The following is a 17,389-nucleotide window of genomic DNA, read 5'->3' as shown; positions in this document are numbered from 1 at the left end:
GCTAAAAGCACCATTCCCGTGGAAATTTATTCTTCTAATCTGATGTCTAGTCCAAGACCTTTAAGCTCGTGCATCAATACATTGAATGATTCCGGCAGCCCTGGTTCCGGCATGGTTTCACCCTTAACGATAGATTCGTAAGTTTTAGCCCTACCTATAACGTCATCTGATTTAACTGTCAGGATCTCTCTCAGTGTGCTTGAAGCACCGTATGCCTCAAGTGCCCAAACCTCCATCTCTCCAAAACGCTGACCACCAAACTGTGCTTTACCTCCAAGAGGCTGCTGCGTGATAAGCGAGTAAGGACCAATAGAACGTGCGTGCATCTTATCATCTACCATGTGACCCAGCTTAAGCATATAAATTACACCTACTGTAGCCGGCTGGTGGAAACGCTCTCCTGTACCTCCGTCATATAAGTATGTATGACCAAATCTTGGTACGCCTGCCTCATCAGTAAGCGCGTTGATCTCATCAAGAGAAGCACCGTCAAAAATTGGCGTTGCAAATTTCTTGCCTAAGTTCATACCTGCCCATCCAAGTACAGTTTCGTAGATCTGACCAATGTTCATACGCGATGGTACCCCTAGTGGGTTAAGAACAATATCTACCGGAGTTCCGTCTTCAAGGAACGGCATATCCTCGTGGCGTACTATTTTAGCAACAATACCTTTGTTACCGTGACGACCTGCCATTTTATCACCCACTTTAAGTTTACGTTTCTTAGCGATGTAAACCTTAGCAAGTTTTAATATTCCTGACGGAAGCTCATCTCCTACAGTGATAGTGAATTTCTCTCTTCTTAATGCACCCTGAAGGTCGTTCAGCTTAATTTTATAGTTATGGATAAGGTCGTTAACCATTGCATTGGTTTCGTCATCCGTTGTCCACTGTCCTTTTGTTAAGTGAGCGAAATCTTCAACAGCATAAAGCATTTTCTGAGTGTATTTTTTACCTTTTGGTAAAATTTCCTCACCCAGATCATTCATTACTCCCTGAGAAGTTTTTCCGTTAACAATATTAAATAACTTATCGATAAGTCTGTCTTTAAGCTCAGTGAACTTAACTTCAAACTCCATTTCAAGTTTAGTTAAATCGTCTTTATCTTTTGTACGTTTGCGTTTATCTTTTACGGCTCTTGCAAATAATTTTTTGTCAAGAACAACACCATGTAATGACGGAGAAGCTTTTAACGAAGCATCCTTAACATCACCTGCTTTATCTCCAAAGATTGCTCTAAGTAGTTTTTCTTCAGGTGTTGGATCTGACTCTCCTTTTGGAGTAATCTTACCGATAAGGATATCACCAGGTTTAACTTCTGCACCAATCCTGATCATACCGTTTTCATCAAGATCTTTAGTAGCCTCTTCACTTACGTTAGGAATATCGTTAGTTAACTCTTCGTTACCTAATTTAGTATCCCTTACCTCTAGTGAATAATCGTCTACGTGAATCGATGTAAAGATATCATCACGAACAACTTTTTCAGAAATTACAATCGCATCCTCAAAGTTATACCCTTTCCAAGGCATGAACGCTACTTTAAGGTTTCTACCTAAAGCAAGTTCACCATTTTGAGTTGCATAACCCTCACAAAGTACCTGTCCTTTAGTAACCCTGTCACCTTTTCTAACGATAGGTTTAAGGTTGATACTTGTACTCTGGTTGGTTTTTCTGAACTTAATTAACTTGTATGTTTTCTCATCCGTATCAAAGCTTACACTTCTCTCACGGTCTGTACGGTCATACTTAATGGTAATCTCGTTAGCATCTACATACTCAACAGTACCATTGCCTTCGGCATTGATAAGTACCCTTGAATCTGAAGCTACCTGACGCTCTAAACCAGTACCCACGATAGGAGACTCAGGACGTAACAATGGTACGGCCTGGCGCATCATGTTTGATCCCATCAGTGCACGGTTCGCATCATCGTGCTCAAGGAAAGGAATTAACGAAGCTGAGATAGAAGCAATCTGGTTAGGAGCAACGTCTGTATAATGTACAACGTTTGGCTCAACAACCGGGAAGTCACCTTCCTCACGGGCAATTACTTTCTCTGCAGTAATTTCACCGTTATCGTTCATCTCAATGTTTGCCTGAGCAATCAGTTTACCTTCTTCCTCTTCTGCACTTAGGTAAATAGGTTCTGAAACAATATCAACTTTACCGTTTTCAACTTTACGGTAAGGAGTTTCGATAAAGCCCATTCCGTTTACTTTAGCATAAACACCAAGAGAAGAAATCAAACCAATGTTTGGTCCCTCTGGTGTTTCAATAGGACATAAACGTCCGTAATGCGTATAGTGAACGTCTCGCACCTCGAAACCTGCTCTCTCTCTCGAAAGACCACCAGGCCCTAGTGCAGACAATCTTCTTTTGTGCGTAATCTCAGCAAGAGGATTGGTTTGATCCATGAACTGAGAAAGCTGGTTCGTACCAAAGAAAGAGTTGATAACTGACGACAATGTTTTAGCATTGATAAGGTCAATTGGTGTAAACACCTCGTTATCCCTAACGTTCATACGCTCTCTAATGGTTCTCGCCATACGAGCCAAACCTACGCCAAACTGAGCTGAAAGCTGTTCACCTACAGTTCTTACACGACGGTTTGATAAGTGATCGATATCATCAATCTCTGCTTTAGAGTTGATAAGCTCGATTAAGTACTTAACAATAGTAATGATATCCTCTTTGGTAAGCACCTGCTTATCCATAGGGATGTCAAGACTAAGTTTTTTGTTCATTCTGTAACGACCTACCTCACCTAAGTTGTAACGTTGATCAGAGAAGAACAATTTATCTATGATGCCACGAGCAGTCTCCTCATCCGGCGGTTCTGCATTACGCAGCTGACGGTAGATGTGCTCTACAGCTTCTTTTTCTGAGTTTGTTGGGTCTTTTTGTAAAGTATTGTGGATAATAGCATAATCTGCCTGATTATTATCCTCTTTATGAAGCAGAATTGTTTTTACATTAGAATCGATAATCTCCTCAACATTATCCTTATCAATGATAGTATCCCTGTCTAATATAATTTCATTACGCTCGATAGAAACAACTTCACCTGTATCTTCATCCACGAAATCTTCGTGCCATGTGTTAAGAACACGTGCAGCAAGTCTTCTGCCTATATACTTTTTAAGACCGGTTTTAGAAACCTTAACCTCTTCAGCAAGGTCAAATATCTCAAGGATATCTTTATCCCTTTCAAAACCTATTGCCCTAAATAATGTTGTAACCGGTAATTTTTTCTTTCTGTCAATGTACGCATACATCACATTATTAATATCGGTTGCAAACTCTATCCAAGAACCTTTAAAAGGAATTACCCTGGCCGAATATAATTTTGTTCCGTTAGCGTGGAACGACTGACCGAAGAAAACACCCGGAGACCTGTGTAACTGAGATACAACCACACGTTCTGCACCGTTGATAACAAAAGTACCGCTAGGAGTCATGTATGGTATAGTACCTAAATACACGTCCTGTACAATTGTTTCAAAATCCTCATGTTCTGGGTCTGTACAATATAACTTAAGCCTTGCTTTTAACGGCACGCTGTAAGTTAAACCCCTATCAATACACTCTTCAATTGTATACCTTGGCGGATCAACAAAGTAATCAAGGAACTCCAGTACAAACTGATTTCTGGTATCAGTAATCGGAAAGTTTTCCATGAAGGTGTTGTATAGACCTTCGTTGCCTCTTTCGTCAGATTTGGTTTCCAGTTGAAAGAAATCCTTGAAAGACTTCACCTGGATATCTAGAAAATCCGGATATGCAGGAATGTTTTTCGTAGAGGCAAAATTTAATCTCTCAGTCTGATTTGTTATCATCAATGGACAAAATTTTGATTAAAAAAGTTTTATAAGAAAACGTATAAATGTTTATTATACGAAAAATGGTTTAGGCCTTTGAGAGTCTTTCTCAAGGCCTAAACCTGGGTTTTTTAAACCGAAGAGTATGCTTATTTAAGCTCTACTACTGCACCAGCTTCTTCTAAAGCTTTCTTAAGACCTTCTGCCTCATCTTTAGCAACGCCTTCTTTAACGTTAGCCGGAGCAGAGTCTACCATGTCTTTAGCTTCTTTAAGTCCAAGACCTGTAAGTTCTTTAACAGCTTTAACTACTGCTAATTTAGAAGCACCAGCTTCTTTAAGAACTACAGTGAACTCAGTTTGCTCAGCAGCAGCTTCACCACCACCAGCAGCAGGACCAGCAACAGCTACAGCAGCAGCTGCAGGCTCGATACCATACTCATCTTTTAATATTGTAGCTAGTTCGTTAACTTCTTTAACTGTTAAGTTAACTAATTGTTCTGCGAATTGTTTTAAATCTGCCATTTTCTATCGTTTTAATAATTTTAAAAAATATATAATTTATTAAGTGCGTACACGCTGTAAATATTATCCTTCTTTCTCAGATAATGTTTTAATGATTCCTGCAAGTTTACCGCCGCTTGATTTAAGAGCAGATACAACATTTTTAGCAGGAGACTGAAGTAATCCGATGATATCACCGATAACTTCTTCTTTAGATTTAAGTGAAGCAAGAGCCTCTAGTTGCTCATCACCAATAAATACTGCTTCATCTATATAAGCTCCTTTTAAAACAGGTTTGTCTGATTTTTTACGGAACTCTTTTATTACTTTAGCAGGAGAATTTCCTATCTCTGCAATCATGATAGACGTGTTTCCTTTTAAAATAGTAGGAAGGTCACCATAATTGTTTTCAGAAGTTTCCATCGCTTTCTCAAGCAGGGTGTTCTTAACAACCTCTAGCTTGATACCCGCTTTAAAGCAAGCTCTTCTTAAGTTTGAAGTAGTTTCTGCATCAAGACCTGAAATATCAGCAACGTAGATTACGTTTGTTCCGGCTAATTGTGCAGTTAAATCTTCAATAACTCTTGATTTTTCTTCTCTGGTCATAATAAAACTTTTTAACTACCAATTATACCGCTTTAGGGTCTAAAGCAATAGCAGGACTCATAGTACTAGAGATGTGAATACTCTTGATATATGTACCTTTTGCTGCAGTTGGTTTTAATTTAACTAATGTTTGAATTATTTCGTGAGCGTTTTCAGTGATCTTCTCAGCATCAAAAGATACTTTTCCGATAGCAGCGTGAACGATACCAGTTTTATCAACTTTAAAGTCAATTTTACCAGCTTTCACTTCCTGAACCGCTTTACCTACTTCCATTGTTACAGTACCGGTTTTAGGGTTAGGCATTAAACCTCTTGGACCTAAAATACGACCTAACGGACCTAGTTTACCCATAACGCTTGGCATAGTGATGATAACATCAACATCTGTCCAACCGTCTTTGATTTTCTGAAGATACTCATCTAAACCTACGTAGTCAGCACCAGCAGCTTTAGCCTCTTCTTCTTTATCAGGAGTTACAAGAGCAAGAACTCTTACATCTTTACCTGTACCGTGTGGTAGCGTTACAACTCCTCTTACCATTTGATTCGCTTTTCTTGGATCTACACCCAAACGAACTGCGATATCAACAGACTCGTCAAATTTTGCAGAAGAAACTGTTTTGATTAATGCAGATGCATCTTTCAGAGAGTACAGTTTATTCTTTTCAATTTTTGAAGCAGCCTCTTTTTGCTTTTTTGTTAATTTTGCCATGTCTTTTTTTTCTTAATTAGATTAAAAAGGAGCTGTTCCTGATACTGTTATACCCATAGATCTTGCAGTACCGGCAACCATACTCATTGCGCTCTCGATTGTGAAAGCATTCAGGTCAGGCATCTTATCTTCAGCGATAGCTTTGATTTGATCCCAGGTAACGCTAGCAACCTTTTTACGGTTTGGTTCCCCTGAACCTGATTTGATTTTAGCAGCCTCTAATAACTGAACAGCTGCAGGTGGCGTTTTAACAACAAAGTCAAAAGACTTGTCTTTGTACACAGTAATTTGAACTGGTAACACTTTGCCAGGCTTATCTTGTGTTCTAGCATTAAACTGCTTACAGAACTCCATGATGTTAACCCCAGCAGCCCCCAAAGCAGGTCCAACCGGTGGCGACGGATTCGCAGCACCTCCCTTAACTTGTAGTTTAACTACTTTACTAATTTCTTTAGCCATTTCTTTAAAAGATTTAGCACATCTTCATTGGAAGCGAATGATGTGATTTTATATTAGTGTAACAAAAATTATACTTTTTCAACTTGCATAAAGCTTAACTCTAACGGTGTTTTTCTTCCGAAAATTTTCACCATTACCTCAAGCTTACGCTTATCCTCATTTACTTTTTCAACCGTACCGTTAAATCCGTTAAAAGGACCATCTATAACCTTAACCGTTTCACCAACAGTATAAGGTATAGCAACATTATCTGTTTTAACAGAAAGCTCATCAACTTTTCCAAGCATCCTGTTAACTTCAGACATACGTAAAGGCACAGCATCTCCGCCTTTAGTTTCACCAAGGAAACCAATAACTCCGGAGATTGATTTTATAACGTGAGGAACTTCTCCGGTAAGGTTAGCTTCAACCATAACGTATCCCGGAAAATAAACTCTGTCTTTGCTAATTTTTTTACCATCTCTAACCTGCACCACTTTTTCTGTAGGCACAAGAACCTGAGAAACATAGTCAGACATTCCTAACCTGCTTATCTCAGTTTCGATGTAGTTTTTAACTTTATTTTCCTGACCGCTTACCGCTCTAACCACATACCATTTTTTGACATTGTTATCAGTCATCGTAATAAAATTAATTTTTTAAGAAACTATAAATATTCGCAATAACAACCTCAAACCCTCTATCAACTCCAAATGTTGCCAAGGCAAATATTATCGAAAAAAGAGCAACAATAATGGTCAGCCTTTGAACTTCTGCCCATTCAGGCCACGTTACATTTGTCTTTAATTCTGCAAATGCCTCTGATACATAATTGGTAACCTTTGCCATATATTTTTAGTTTTTGCACGGGTGGAGGGATTCGAACCCCCATCAACGGTTTTGGAGACCGCTATTCTACCCTTGAACTACACCCGTTTGTTATAAAAGCCGGTGAACAAAAAGCCACCGGCTTTAATTTATTTATTTAAACTAATAAATTAGTCTAGAATTTCAGTAACCTGACCAGCACCTACTGTTCTACCACCCTCACGGATAGCGAAACGTAAACCTACGCTAAGAGCGATTGGGTTAAGTAATTGTACGTCGATAGTTAAGTTATCACCAGGCATTACCATTTCAACACCAGCTGGTAAGTTAATAGTACCAGTTACGTCAGTTGTACGTACGTAGAACTGTGGACGGTAGTTGTTGTGGAATGGAGTGTGACGACCACCTTCTTCTTTCTTAAGGATATAAACCTCAGCTTTGAAGTGAGCGTGTGGCTTAACAGAACCTGGTTTACAGATTACCATACCACGACGGATGTCAGCTTTATCAATACCACGAAGAAGTAGACCTACGTTATCACCAGCCTCACCTCTGTCAAGGATTTTACGGAACATCTCAACACCTGTAATAGTAGAAGTTAATTTATCAGCACCCATACCGATGATTTCTACAGGATCACCTGTGTTAGCAACACCTGTTTCGATACGACCTGTTGCAACAGTACCACGACCTGTAATTGTAAACACGTCTTCAACCGGCATTAGGAATGGCTTCTCGATATCACGTACCGGCTCTTCGATCCACTCATCAACAGCATTCATAAGCTCCATTACAGTATCTACCCATTTTTGCTCACCGTTAAGTGCACCTAGAGCAGAACCTTTAACTACAGGACCATTATCACCATCATACTGATAGAAAGATAATAGATCACGGATTTCCATTTCAACAAGCTCTAAAAGCTCAGCATCATCAACCATATCCACTTTGTTCATGAATACAACGATTCTTGGAACACCAACCTGACGACCTAATAGGATGTGCTCACGAGTTTGCGGCATAGGACCATCAGTCGCAGCAACAACAAGGATAGCACCATCCATCTGAGCAGCACCAGTTACCATGTTCTTAACGTAGTCAGCGTGACCTGGACAGTCAACGTGAGCGTAGTGACGCTTAGCAGTTGCATATTCTACGTGAGATGTATTAATAGTAATACCCCTTTCTTTTTCTTCAGGAGCATTATCAATTTGATCAAATGATCTTGCTTCAGAAAGACCAGCATCACTTAATACTTTAGTGATAGCTGCAGTCAATGTAGTTTTACCGTGGTCAACGTGTCCAATAGTACCAATATTCAAGTGCGGTTTGGAACGATCAAAAGTTTCCTTTGCCATGATTTAATAATTTAATCTTAGTTATATAATTAGTGTTCAAATATTTACTAATATCGAGCCAATGACGGGATTTGAACCCGTGACCTCTTCCTTACCAAGGAAGCACTCTACCCCTGAGCTACACCGGCTTAACCCTGAAGGCTCGTTACCTTCAATTTAGTGGGGAGAGCAGGATTCGAACCTGCGAAGGTTTCCCAACGGATTTACAGTCCGTCCTCGTTGGCCGCTTGAGTATCTCCCCTAACCTTATTTTCAGTTGCTTTTCAAAAAAACTTTGAGCCGATGGAGGGACTCGAACCCACGACCTGCTGATTACAAATCAGCTGCTCTAGCCAGCTGAGCTACACCGGCAACTTACAATAAAAAAGTCCGCTATTTCTAACGGACTGCAAATGTATAGATTTTTTATTTTAATCAAAACATTTTTGAACTTTTTTTTCAGTTATGAGTGCGCTCTGATTTTTTGCTTCCTCTTTACTAATAAACGCTCCATCGAGTCAGCTGCCAATTCTACAGCCTCTTCAAATGTTTTACACTGCTTTTTAACTATAAACTCATCACCCGGCACATTAATTTTGAGCTCTGCAATTTTATTCACTTTTGCACTCGTATTATCCAGTTTAAAAAACACATCAGAATGAACTACCCTGTCATAATACTTATCAAGCTTATCCAACCTTGCCTGTACATAGCCAACCAGTTTTCTGTCAACATTGAAGTTGACCGCATGAACATTTACTTTCATAAACATAACTTTTAAATAGTTAAACATTATGAATTATTTCGGTTACGGGGATGCGCGTCCTTATACACTTTTTTAAGCTCTGATAAACTACTGTGAGTATATATTTGAGTGGAAGACAAACTTGCGTGACCTAATAATTCTTTTACTGAGTTTAAATCTGCCCCGTTGTTAAGCAAATGGGTCGCAAAAGTATGCCTAAGCACATGCGGACTCTTTTTTACTTTCACAGAGACAACACTAAAGTAACTATTTATTAACCTATAAACAAAAGATTCGCTCACTTTTTGCCCCCTCTTATTTAAAATTAACACATCCCTGTCAACAAAATTTTCAAGCTCACTTCTTTCTGTAAGATATTTAGTAATAAGTTCAGCCGTACAAGGCAACACAGGCAAAATCCGCTCCTTATTACGTTTACCTAAAACCTTTAAAGTATGCGCACTTTTATCATACGACGACAGCTTTAAACCAATAAGCTCTGCCCTACGCATACCGGTAGTATAAAAAAGCTCAATAATAAGCCTATCCCTTATCCCCTCAAAATCATCAGAATACTCTACTTCAGTATACACCTCCTGAAGCTCTTTTTCAGAGAAAGGAACCTGGACTTTTTTTTCAGTTTTAAGCGACTTGTGTTTTTGCAGCGGATTAACCGATATCTGCTTTGAACGCAACAGAAATTTGTAAAACGATTTTAGCGAAGAGATTTTTCGGTTCACAGAACGATTAGACAACCCCTGCTCTACCAAATAAACAATCCACCCCCTTATATGTGCATACACCACCTCCTCAAGCAATATACCTTCATCTCCCTGCTTTATAAACTTTTCGAAATCAGAAAGATCATTAGTATAAGCACGAAGCGTTAAAAGAGAATAATTTTTCTCCTTTAATAAAAAATCTGCGTATGCCTGTTTAGAATTAACCATAAAAAAAACCGTTAACAGCAAAGTTAATCAACTTTTCTGCTAACGGTTATTATTTTTAGTTCAAAAAACTACTAGCTCTCTAGAGCGTCTTTTAGTCCCTGAACATAAGCTGCTTTCTGGATTTGAGCTCTTCTTACAACAGAAGGTTTCGTAAATTGCTGACGACTTCTTAGTTGTCTAACAACTCCTGTTTTATCAAATTTTCTCTTATAGCGCTTTAGAGCTCTATCGATATTTTCTCCGTCTTTAATTGGTATAATCAACATATATAACACCTCCTCTCGTTAAGGGTGCAAACTTATAAAATATTTTTTGATTACCAACCAATTAATTCCGATTTTTATTTTACCGACCATACCGTATAACCATGTGGTGGCGCTTCTACCTTAACCCATGTGTCTGCCTGAGTAGTTGGCTCCCATCCTGAATTACCTGTATAATCTTTAATAACCGTATTAGCCCAATTGGTGTCTACCCATCGTTCCTGCCATGAATCACTATTATTAATATACACTATAAGCCCCGGGCTTCCGTTTCTTCTGGCAACATATTCATCGTTATCAGCATACAGATATGATGTAGTACCCGATGCCTTATTATTATGTATCCAGATAAGATTATTCATTTTATTTTTATCAAGCCATTCCTCATAATCTCTATAGAACACACACGGATAACCTTCATGAGTCATTATATATGCATATGCCAATAATTTATTATTATAAATTTCATCGGTATCATGGTTAGCTACAAATGTAACCGCCTTATACGAATTACGCTTTAACAGCATATCTCCGTTAAGCTGAGTAAGGTCGTTCCCCATAAAGGCATCACGCATCCTGTAATAACAGGCAAAGTCAAACGCACTGGCTTCCGCCTGATTAGCCCAAGACTCCAGTGTAGCAGCATTACCATCCCAATACTCTCCCACCGTAAAGCCTCCTACAGCATTTTTAAAATTTTTCACTACCCAAGGCTCAAAACCTTTTACGTAGTCAAAACGCCAGCCATCAAAACCCATTACATTCTTGTAATACTTGGCTATTGAATTGGAATTATTATAGAGCCAGTCCTGAACATACTGCTTATCATGACACAAGTCAGGGAAGCCACCGAAAGCCCCTGCATCTGCCGAATGATAATCGTTAGGATGGAAATCATAGTATGACCTTGTAAACATACCGGAAGCCGGCTGAAAATCAGTCCATGTATTACCTCCCGTAAAAGGATTGTACTGCGATGCCCCACCACTGTTATGATTAACAACAATATCGGCAATTACATCAAGATTGTTAGTATGCGCTGCCGATATAAGCGCCTGTATCTCACTAAGCGAACCGAAGCGGGTCTCTACACTTCCCATTTGGTTATAGCTACCAAAATCGAAATAATCAAACGGATCATATCCCATTGAATAACCACCGTTTTGTGCCTTGGTTGCAGGCGGAAGCCAAATAGCATCAAAACCTGCACTACTCCAGGAAGACACCTTCCCCTGTACAGTATTCCACCATGTTCCTCCGGCAGGCACATCCCAATAGAAAGCCTGCATCATTACTTTACCCCCAGCAGCCTTGGTATTAAACTCGGTCGTCGGGATTTCATTGTTAGTCTGGATGTCTTGCTCAACATCCGCTTCCTCGCCACAACTTACAAAAGCCGCAGCAAGCAATAAAACAGATATGTACTTCATAATTAAAAGGGTTAAATTTTATTTAATCTAAAAAATTAACCTTAATTTTTTAAGAAGTTTTTATTTAAAACTCAACTACAACGTTGTAATGTTAATAAATTAAACAAAAAAGAGCAACCTTATATAAGTTGCTCTTTTTTAATTATTTAAATTATAAATAACTATTCTTTTAGAATGTTACGGGAAATTACAAGTTTTTGAATCTCAGTAGTTCCTTCGCCTATGGTACATAGTTTAGAATCCCTGTAGAATTTCTCAACCGGATAATCTTTAGTATAACCATAACCTCCGTGTATCTGTACTGCTTCGTTAGAAACCTTAACACAAACCTCTGAAGAATACATTTTACCCATTGCTCCGGCAAGTGTAACTTTTTGGTTTGTATTTTTAAGATAAGCCGCTTTATGAAGCAACAGCTCAGATGCTTCGATTTCAGTAGCCATATCGGCAAGTTTGAAAGCAATACCCTGGAAGCTGCTTATAGGCTGACCAAACTGGTAGCGCTCTTTAGAATATTTTAAAGCCGCCTCATAAGCTCCTTTAGCAATACCTAATGACAGGGCTCCAATAGAGATTCTTCCGCCATCAAGCACTTTCATAGCCTGAATAAAACCGTCTCCCACTTCACCTAGTCTGTTGGCATCCGGTATACGGCAGTTATCAAAAATAAGCTCGGCAGTTTCGCTGGCACGCATACCCAGTTTATCTTCTTTTTTTCCGCTGGTAAAACCTTCCATTCCTTTTTCAAAAACAAAAGCTGTCATACCTCTTGAATCACCTTTCTCTCCGGTACGAACAATTACTACAGCTACATCTCCTGATTTAGCATGCGTGATAAAGTTTTTAGCACCATTTACAATCCAGTGATCACCATCTTTAACAGCCGTAGTATTCATACCACCGGCGTCTGACCCTGTATTGTGTTCAGTAAGACCCCAGGCACCAATGAATTCGGCAGTAGCCAGTTTAGGCAACCATTTCTTTTTTTGTTCTTCATTACCAAAAGTAAGGATATGGTTTGTACATAATGAGTTATGTGCTGCCACAGATAATCCTATTGACGGATCTACTTTTGATATTTCTTCTATTACTGTAATATATTCATGATAACCAAGACCAGATCCTCCGTAAGCTTCAGGAACCAAAACCCCCATATAGCCCATCTCACCAAGCTGCTTAAAAAGATCTACAGGAAAATGTTGTTTTTCGTCCCATTCCATAATATTAGGACGTATGTGCTGCTCTGCAAAATCTTTGATAGAGTCAGCGATCATTTTTTGCGTTTCGTTATATTCAAAATTCATTTTGACTGATTATTTTTTTAGAATTCCAAATATAACGCAATTATTTTTTCTTTTTGAACAGGAAAACCATTTATTTTTAACAAATCCTCAATTTTAACGAATTTTCCCAACATACTCCTGTGAGTAATAATAGCACGAGCCAGATCTTTATCAAAATAAGGAAATCGGGACAGCTGGTTCAATGAGGCACTATTCACATTTATCTTTAAGGTTTGAGGTACTTCTTTAACCTGAAAATGTTCTTTAAGAAGTATTATAGCCTGTTGTGGAATTTGAGAAAAATCATCCATTTGCTCCATACTCACATAGCCTCCTAATTGTTCTCTTCTCTCTATTATAAGTTTAGAATAATAATCCCCTATGCCGTGTATTTTAATTAGCTCTTCACTGGTAGCCTTATTAATATCGATGATAACTATTTCGTCTTTGTGAGTAATTGCAGGAATAACATGCTGTTCATTATCACTTTGCTTACTAATCGGTTTAACGGAAAACCTAAAATAGGGAGATAATTTAGCCAACACAGTATCATGAACACCTGTTACATTTTGAAATTCCTGAGCCGAATTTATAAATGCACCGCTCTGCCTGTATTCGTTTAGCTTATTTAATTGTTTGAGGTTAATCCCTAAAACATACGCTTTGTAGTCTGAAATATAATTGGGATTAAAAGGAAAAATAGTATCACGCTTTTGAGACTTTTGTAACTGTAGCCTGTCTATTTCCGTTTGATGAGAGAGCCATTCTCTCTCTTCCTGTGAAGTAAATTTATCTCCGGTAAATAAAACCGATACACATATATAGTAACCTAATTGAACTACCAATATTAAAAGCAGTAATGCAACAACTCCCTTTTGCTGCTGTTTGGTAAAACGCAAAAAGAAATCGTAAGGCTTTTTCATTCGGTAAAAATTTAAGGGAAAGTTTTGTTTACAAATCAAACACCGAACTGCGTTTGGTATAAACGGCATCTTTTAACCTAAGCCAAAATGCCAGTGTTAAGTATACCCCAAACCAAAGCCCAACTGTAAAAAAGGAGATATAAATAAAAAACAACCTTACATTAGTCACCCTCATACCCAACCTGTCGGAAAGGCGTGCAGAAACATGAAAGCCGTTCCTTTCAAAAAAATGCCTGATGTTTGTTACAAATGACATAGCTTTAGTTTAGATTCCAAATTTACACAATTAACTTTTAATAAGCTCTAGCCCTAAAGCACATTGCATACATTTTTTATGGTCGCAATATTTTTTTTTAAGCTGAAGGAGAGCCTGACTGTCAAAAGCTGACTCTACAGCTACTTTATAAAACCTGAACTTATCAATTACAGCGTTTTTCTCAGGTTTTAAAACAGTTAGTAAATCCAACACTTCATCATCAGTCTCTTTACCTATATAGCGGTTGTATGCAAACTTAAACGGCACTATGGTATTAATGATAAGTAAATCGATAAAAGCAGACGATAAGGCTTTTCGTTTTTTAGTGCTTTCCTTATCAAACTGATAATGCGTTTTCCAATATTCACTTACCTGCAAAGTAAACAAGTCGTATATCTCCTGTAGGGTATTAGCTTCAATAAGTTTAGAGAACAGATTTTGATGTAAGTGATACAACTGTGCCAATTGCGACAATCGTATGGTTGGAAAATTATTGGGCCTTAGTTTAAAGAATTGGAGTTCATCTAAGTATACTTCCGGTAACCTGTGTTTATGTATTATATAGTCAAACCTTGTTTTTAAATCCTTAAAATACACATCCTGCTTATCTGCTTTAAGCAAACCTGCCCTACCCATAAAAAGAGCCTCGAGGTTTTCGGCTTCAAAAGCCTCTTTTCGAATCACAGCAAACGGAATTGATTTTGCAAGTTTATAAAACACCTCACCGTTAGTATTGAGCCCGAAGTTTTTTGCCAGAAAACAAAACAACACAGCCTCCCAGTCGTTAGTCACTTCGGCAGCCAGTTCCAGTATAGGTTTTGATTTTCGTTCCAACCGTTCAAAAAACAATCTGTCTTTCCAGTTAGACATTACAAAACTATTTATAGACGCCAGTTCCTTTTCGCAATAAATCCATGTTTTAGGAGTGGTAAGCATTCTGTAATTATCAACAGCAGCCCTATCAGTAAAATCTTTAAGCTGTAAAACAGGAATCTCGGTATTATCTTTCCTGTATACTTCCGTATCATGTTCCCATACCACGTGTAGCACCACATTATCGTAAGCCGAATCATTTTCATGATTGTGTATATACCAGTCGGATGATTTTAAATGTATCTCAACATTACCGGCCCATTTTTGGTTACCAATAGTAAGCTGGGCATTAAAAAAATCAGGTCCGGCCTGTTGCAGGTATTGTCCGGAATTTATAATCTCTATTTTTTCTCCTTTAACGGTATGCAGATTAAGTATATCAAACTTTTTAAACTGCCACAGGTAATGCAGGAAGTCTTCTTTCATGAGGGTGTGGTTATAAACCACTAAAATACAGAAAAAACTTAAAAAAGCTTAATTTGATTATGTACCAGTAAGTATAATTTAGCACAGGCACGTGCGTCAGACAATGCTTCGTGGTGTGTAAGTTCTATACCATTACGTTCACTGCAGTATTTAAGATTAGCCGGTTTATAACCTTTTTTCCTGTAAATGCGGCAGGTACACTCCCATCTTTCCGCTAAATTAAGTTCATCGTAATCCAAACCATAAAACCCCATTGTTTTGGAAAGTACATTACGATCAAAAACCTCATTATGAGCCACCAGTTTTTTACCCAACAAACGTTTTCTTATTTCAGGGTAGAGTTGGTAAAACGTAGACTCCTGTAAAGTATCGTTTGGCTGTATACCATGCACCTGAATATTCCTGTACCAGTATTGGTTATCGGGTGGCTGGATAAGAGTATAATACTCCTCTGTTATCACTCCGTCTTCAACTGTCACGATACCCACAGCACAGGCACTATAAGGATGCCCGGTTGCAGTTTCAAAATCTATAGCTGTAAACGTACTCATAACAAATAAAAAAGAGCCATAAGGCTCTTTTCAAATATACTCAATATTATTTTATTGAACTTATAATGTCGTGTTTGGTTATAATGTGGTGTCTTCCGTTACCAAGATCAACCAGTACCGCCTGATTGTCTTTATTGATAAGCTTTGAAACTTCCTCAATAGAAGTATTTGCTGTTACCACCGGATAAGGCTTACCCATAACCTCTTTAATAGGTTTTTCGGCTATATCTTTATCTTCCACATAGCTTCTAAACAAATCCGTTTCGTCTACTGATCCTACAAAACCGTTTGTATCAATAACCGGGATTTGTGAAATTTTATATTTACGAAGACGCTCTATAGCATGAGATACCAACTCTTCTGTTCTAACTACTACAAGAGGTTTATCAGCATGATCTTTAATCAGGTCTTCTGCTTTAGTAAGTTCCTCATCAAGGAAGCCTCTTTCACGCATCCAGTCGTCATTGAACATTTTACCTACATAACGGCTACCGCTATCATGGAATAATACAACAACAACATCCTCCGGTTTGAAGTTTTCTTTTAACTGAAGTACTCCCTTTATAGCAGCCCCGGCAGAGTTACCTACAAATATACCTTCTTCTAAAGCCAGTCTTCTGGTAAATACCGCAGCATCTTTATCGGTAACTTTAGTAAAACCATCTATAAGCGAAAAGTCTACATTTTTAGGAAGAATATCCTCACCTATACCTTCTGTGATATAAGAGTAAATTTCGTTCTCATCAAATATTCCTGTTTCGTGGTATTTTTTGAAAACCGAACCATAGGTATCAACCCCCCATATCTTAACATTAGGGTTTTGCTCTTTAAGATATTTAGCAACACCCGATATGGTTCCGCCTGTACCAACACCAACAACAAAATGCGTTATCTTACCTTCAGTCTGTTCCCATATCTCCGGACCTGTCTGCTCATAATGCGCTAACGTGTTAGAAGGGTTATCATACTGGTTTACATACCATGCATTAGGCGTCTCTTCCGAAAGTCTTTTTGAAACCGAATAGTATGAACGCGGGTCTGTTGGTTCTACATCTGTAGGACAAACTACAACCTTAGCTCCAACAGCCCTAAGGATATCCATTTTCTCTTTAGACTGCTTGTCTGAAATAACACAAATAAGCTTATACCCCTTAACGATTGCTGCAAGAGCAAGCCCCATACCCGTGTTACCCGATGTACCTTCGATAATAGTACCTCCCGGTTTTAGGCGACCGTCTGCTTCGGCATCCTCTATCATTTTTACGGCCATCCTGTCTTTTACAGAATTACCCGGATTAAACGTTTCTACCTTAGCCAAAACCAAAGCATCTACCTCTTTAGTTATTTTGTTAAGTTTCACTAAAGGTGTGTTACCAATGGTTTCAAGTATATTGTTTGCGTATTTCATTTCAATAATTAATGGGTCCTGAATATGAGGACAAAG

At 38.4% G+C, this 17,389-nt stretch carries 18 protein-coding genes and 4 tRNA genes; all 22 read right to left on the bottom strand.

Features of this window, described 5'->3' with window-relative positions; translation table 11 throughout:
• Positions 1–26: 26 nt before the first annotated feature.
• Positions 27–3,839, bottom strand: coding sequence for a DNA-directed RNA polymerase subunit beta (rpoB, locus tag Q763_RS14320; RefSeq protein WP_035135498.1), 3,813 nt, complete (start codon positions 3,837–3,839; stop codon positions 27–29).
• 131 nt (positions 3,840–3,970) lie between these two features.
• On the bottom strand, positions 3,971–4,345 hold the full coding sequence (gene rplL / locus Q763_RS14315) for a 50S ribosomal protein L7/L12 (protein WP_035135497.1): 375 nt from the start codon (positions 4,343–4,345) through the stop codon (positions 3,971–3,973).
• A 63-nt stretch (positions 4,346–4,408) separates the two neighbouring features.
• Complete coding sequence (gene rplJ, locus Q763_RS14310) at positions 4,409–4,930, bottom strand: 50S ribosomal protein L10 (protein ID WP_035135495.1); 522 nt, start codon at positions 4,928–4,930, stop codon at positions 4,409–4,411.
• Positions 4,931–4,952: 22 nt separating this feature from the next.
• A complete protein-coding gene (gene rplA / locus Q763_RS14305) occupies positions 4,953–5,642 on the bottom strand; it encodes a 50S ribosomal protein L1 (protein ID WP_035135493.1) in 690 nt (229 codons plus the stop codon).
• Positions 5,643–5,663: 21 nt separating this feature from the next.
• Positions 5,664–6,101: a 50S ribosomal protein L11 gene (gene rplK / locus Q763_RS14300; protein WP_035135491.1), complete on the bottom strand. Its 438-nt coding sequence runs from the start codon at positions 6,099–6,101 to the stop codon at positions 5,664–5,666.
• 68 nt (positions 6,102–6,169) lie between these two features.
• A complete protein-coding gene (gene nusG / locus Q763_RS14295) occupies positions 6,170–6,721 on the bottom strand; it encodes a transcription termination/antitermination protein NusG (RefSeq protein WP_035135489.1) in 552 nt (183 codons plus the stop codon).
• 10 nt (positions 6,722–6,731) lie between these two features.
• A complete protein-coding gene (secE, locus tag Q763_RS14290; RefSeq protein ID WP_035135487.1) occupies positions 6,732–6,929 on the bottom strand; it encodes a preprotein translocase subunit SecE in 198 nt (65 codons plus the stop codon).
• A gap of 16 nt (positions 6,930–6,945) precedes the next feature.
• Positions 6,946–7,016: transfer RNA gene (locus Q763_RS14285), tRNA-Trp, on the bottom strand.
• A 62-nt stretch (positions 7,017–7,078) separates the two neighbouring features.
• Positions 7,079–8,266: an elongation factor Tu gene (gene tuf / locus Q763_RS14280; RefSeq protein ID WP_035135485.1), complete on the bottom strand. Its 1,188-nt coding sequence runs from the start codon at positions 8,264–8,266 to the stop codon at positions 7,079–7,081.
• A 56-nt stretch (positions 8,267–8,322) separates the two neighbouring features.
• Positions 8,323–8,394 (bottom strand) — tRNA-Thr (locus Q763_RS14275).
• A gap of 32 nt (positions 8,395–8,426) precedes the next feature.
• A tRNA-Tyr gene (locus Q763_RS14270) sits at positions 8,427–8,507 on the bottom strand.
• A gap of 36 nt (positions 8,508–8,543) precedes the next feature.
• Positions 8,544–8,617, bottom strand: a tRNA-Thr gene (locus tag Q763_RS14265).
• Positions 8,618–8,708: 91 nt separating this feature from the next.
• Positions 8,709–9,011 (bottom strand): ribosome hibernation-promoting factor, HPF/YfiA family, encoded by a 303-nt coding sequence (hpf, locus tag Q763_RS14260; protein WP_035135564.1) that lies wholly within the window; start codon positions 9,009–9,011, stop codon positions 8,709–8,711.
• A gap of 26 nt (positions 9,012–9,037) precedes the next feature.
• Positions 9,038–9,940: a tyrosine-type recombinase/integrase gene (locus tag Q763_RS14255; RefSeq protein ID WP_035135484.1), complete on the bottom strand. Its 903-nt coding sequence runs from the start codon at positions 9,938–9,940 to the stop codon at positions 9,038–9,040.
• A 71-nt stretch (positions 9,941–10,011) separates the two neighbouring features.
• Positions 10,012–10,206, bottom strand: coding sequence for a 30S ribosomal protein S21 (gene rpsU / locus Q763_RS14250; RefSeq protein ID WP_035135481.1), 195 nt, complete (start codon positions 10,204–10,206; stop codon positions 10,012–10,014).
• 74 nt (positions 10,207–10,280) lie between these two features.
• Complete coding sequence (locus Q763_RS14245) at positions 10,281–11,633, bottom strand: alpha-amylase (RefSeq protein ID WP_035135479.1); 1,353 nt, start codon at positions 11,631–11,633, stop codon at positions 10,281–10,283.
• A gap of 161 nt (positions 11,634–11,794) precedes the next feature.
• Positions 11,795–12,937, bottom strand: coding sequence for an acyl-CoA dehydrogenase family protein (locus Q763_RS14240; RefSeq protein ID WP_035135477.1), 1,143 nt, complete (start codon positions 12,935–12,937; stop codon positions 11,795–11,797).
• A 17-nt stretch (positions 12,938–12,954) separates the two neighbouring features.
• The gene (locus Q763_RS14235) at positions 12,955–13,839 is read right to left on the bottom strand and encodes a ComEA family DNA-binding protein (RefSeq protein WP_035135475.1); all 885 of its coding nucleotides are present in this window, start codon (positions 13,837–13,839) and stop codon (positions 12,955–12,957) included.
• A 28-nt stretch (positions 13,840–13,867) separates the two neighbouring features.
• Positions 13,868–14,095, bottom strand: coding sequence for a hypothetical protein (locus Q763_RS14230; protein ID WP_035135473.1), 228 nt, complete (start codon positions 14,093–14,095; stop codon positions 13,868–13,870).
• 30 nt (positions 14,096–14,125) lie between these two features.
• Positions 14,126–15,394 carry a DUF2851 family protein gene (locus tag Q763_RS14225; protein ID WP_035135471.1) on the bottom strand — a complete coding sequence of 423 codons (1,269 nt, stop codon included), beginning with the start codon at positions 15,392–15,394 and terminating at the stop codon, positions 14,126–14,128.
• Between the two features lie 38 nt (positions 15,395–15,432).
• A complete protein-coding gene (locus Q763_RS14220; RefSeq protein WP_035135470.1) occupies positions 15,433–15,945 on the bottom strand; it encodes a 3'-5' exonuclease in 513 nt (170 codons plus the stop codon).
• Positions 15,946–15,991: 46 nt separating this feature from the next.
• Positions 15,992–17,353: a pyridoxal-phosphate dependent enzyme gene (locus tag Q763_RS14215; RefSeq protein WP_035135468.1), complete on the bottom strand. Its 1,362-nt coding sequence runs from the start codon at positions 17,351–17,353 to the stop codon at positions 15,992–15,994.
• Positions 17,354–17,389: the final 36 nt, after the last annotated feature.

Origin of the sequence: Flavobacterium beibuense F44-8, assembly GCF_000769915.1 — a bacterium.
GTDB lineage: Bacteria > Bacteroidota > Bacteroidia > Flavobacteriales > Flavobacteriaceae > Flavobacterium > Flavobacterium beibuense.
Note: the sequence above shows the minus strand (reverse complement) of the source record. Positions and strands in the feature narration are given on the sequence as shown.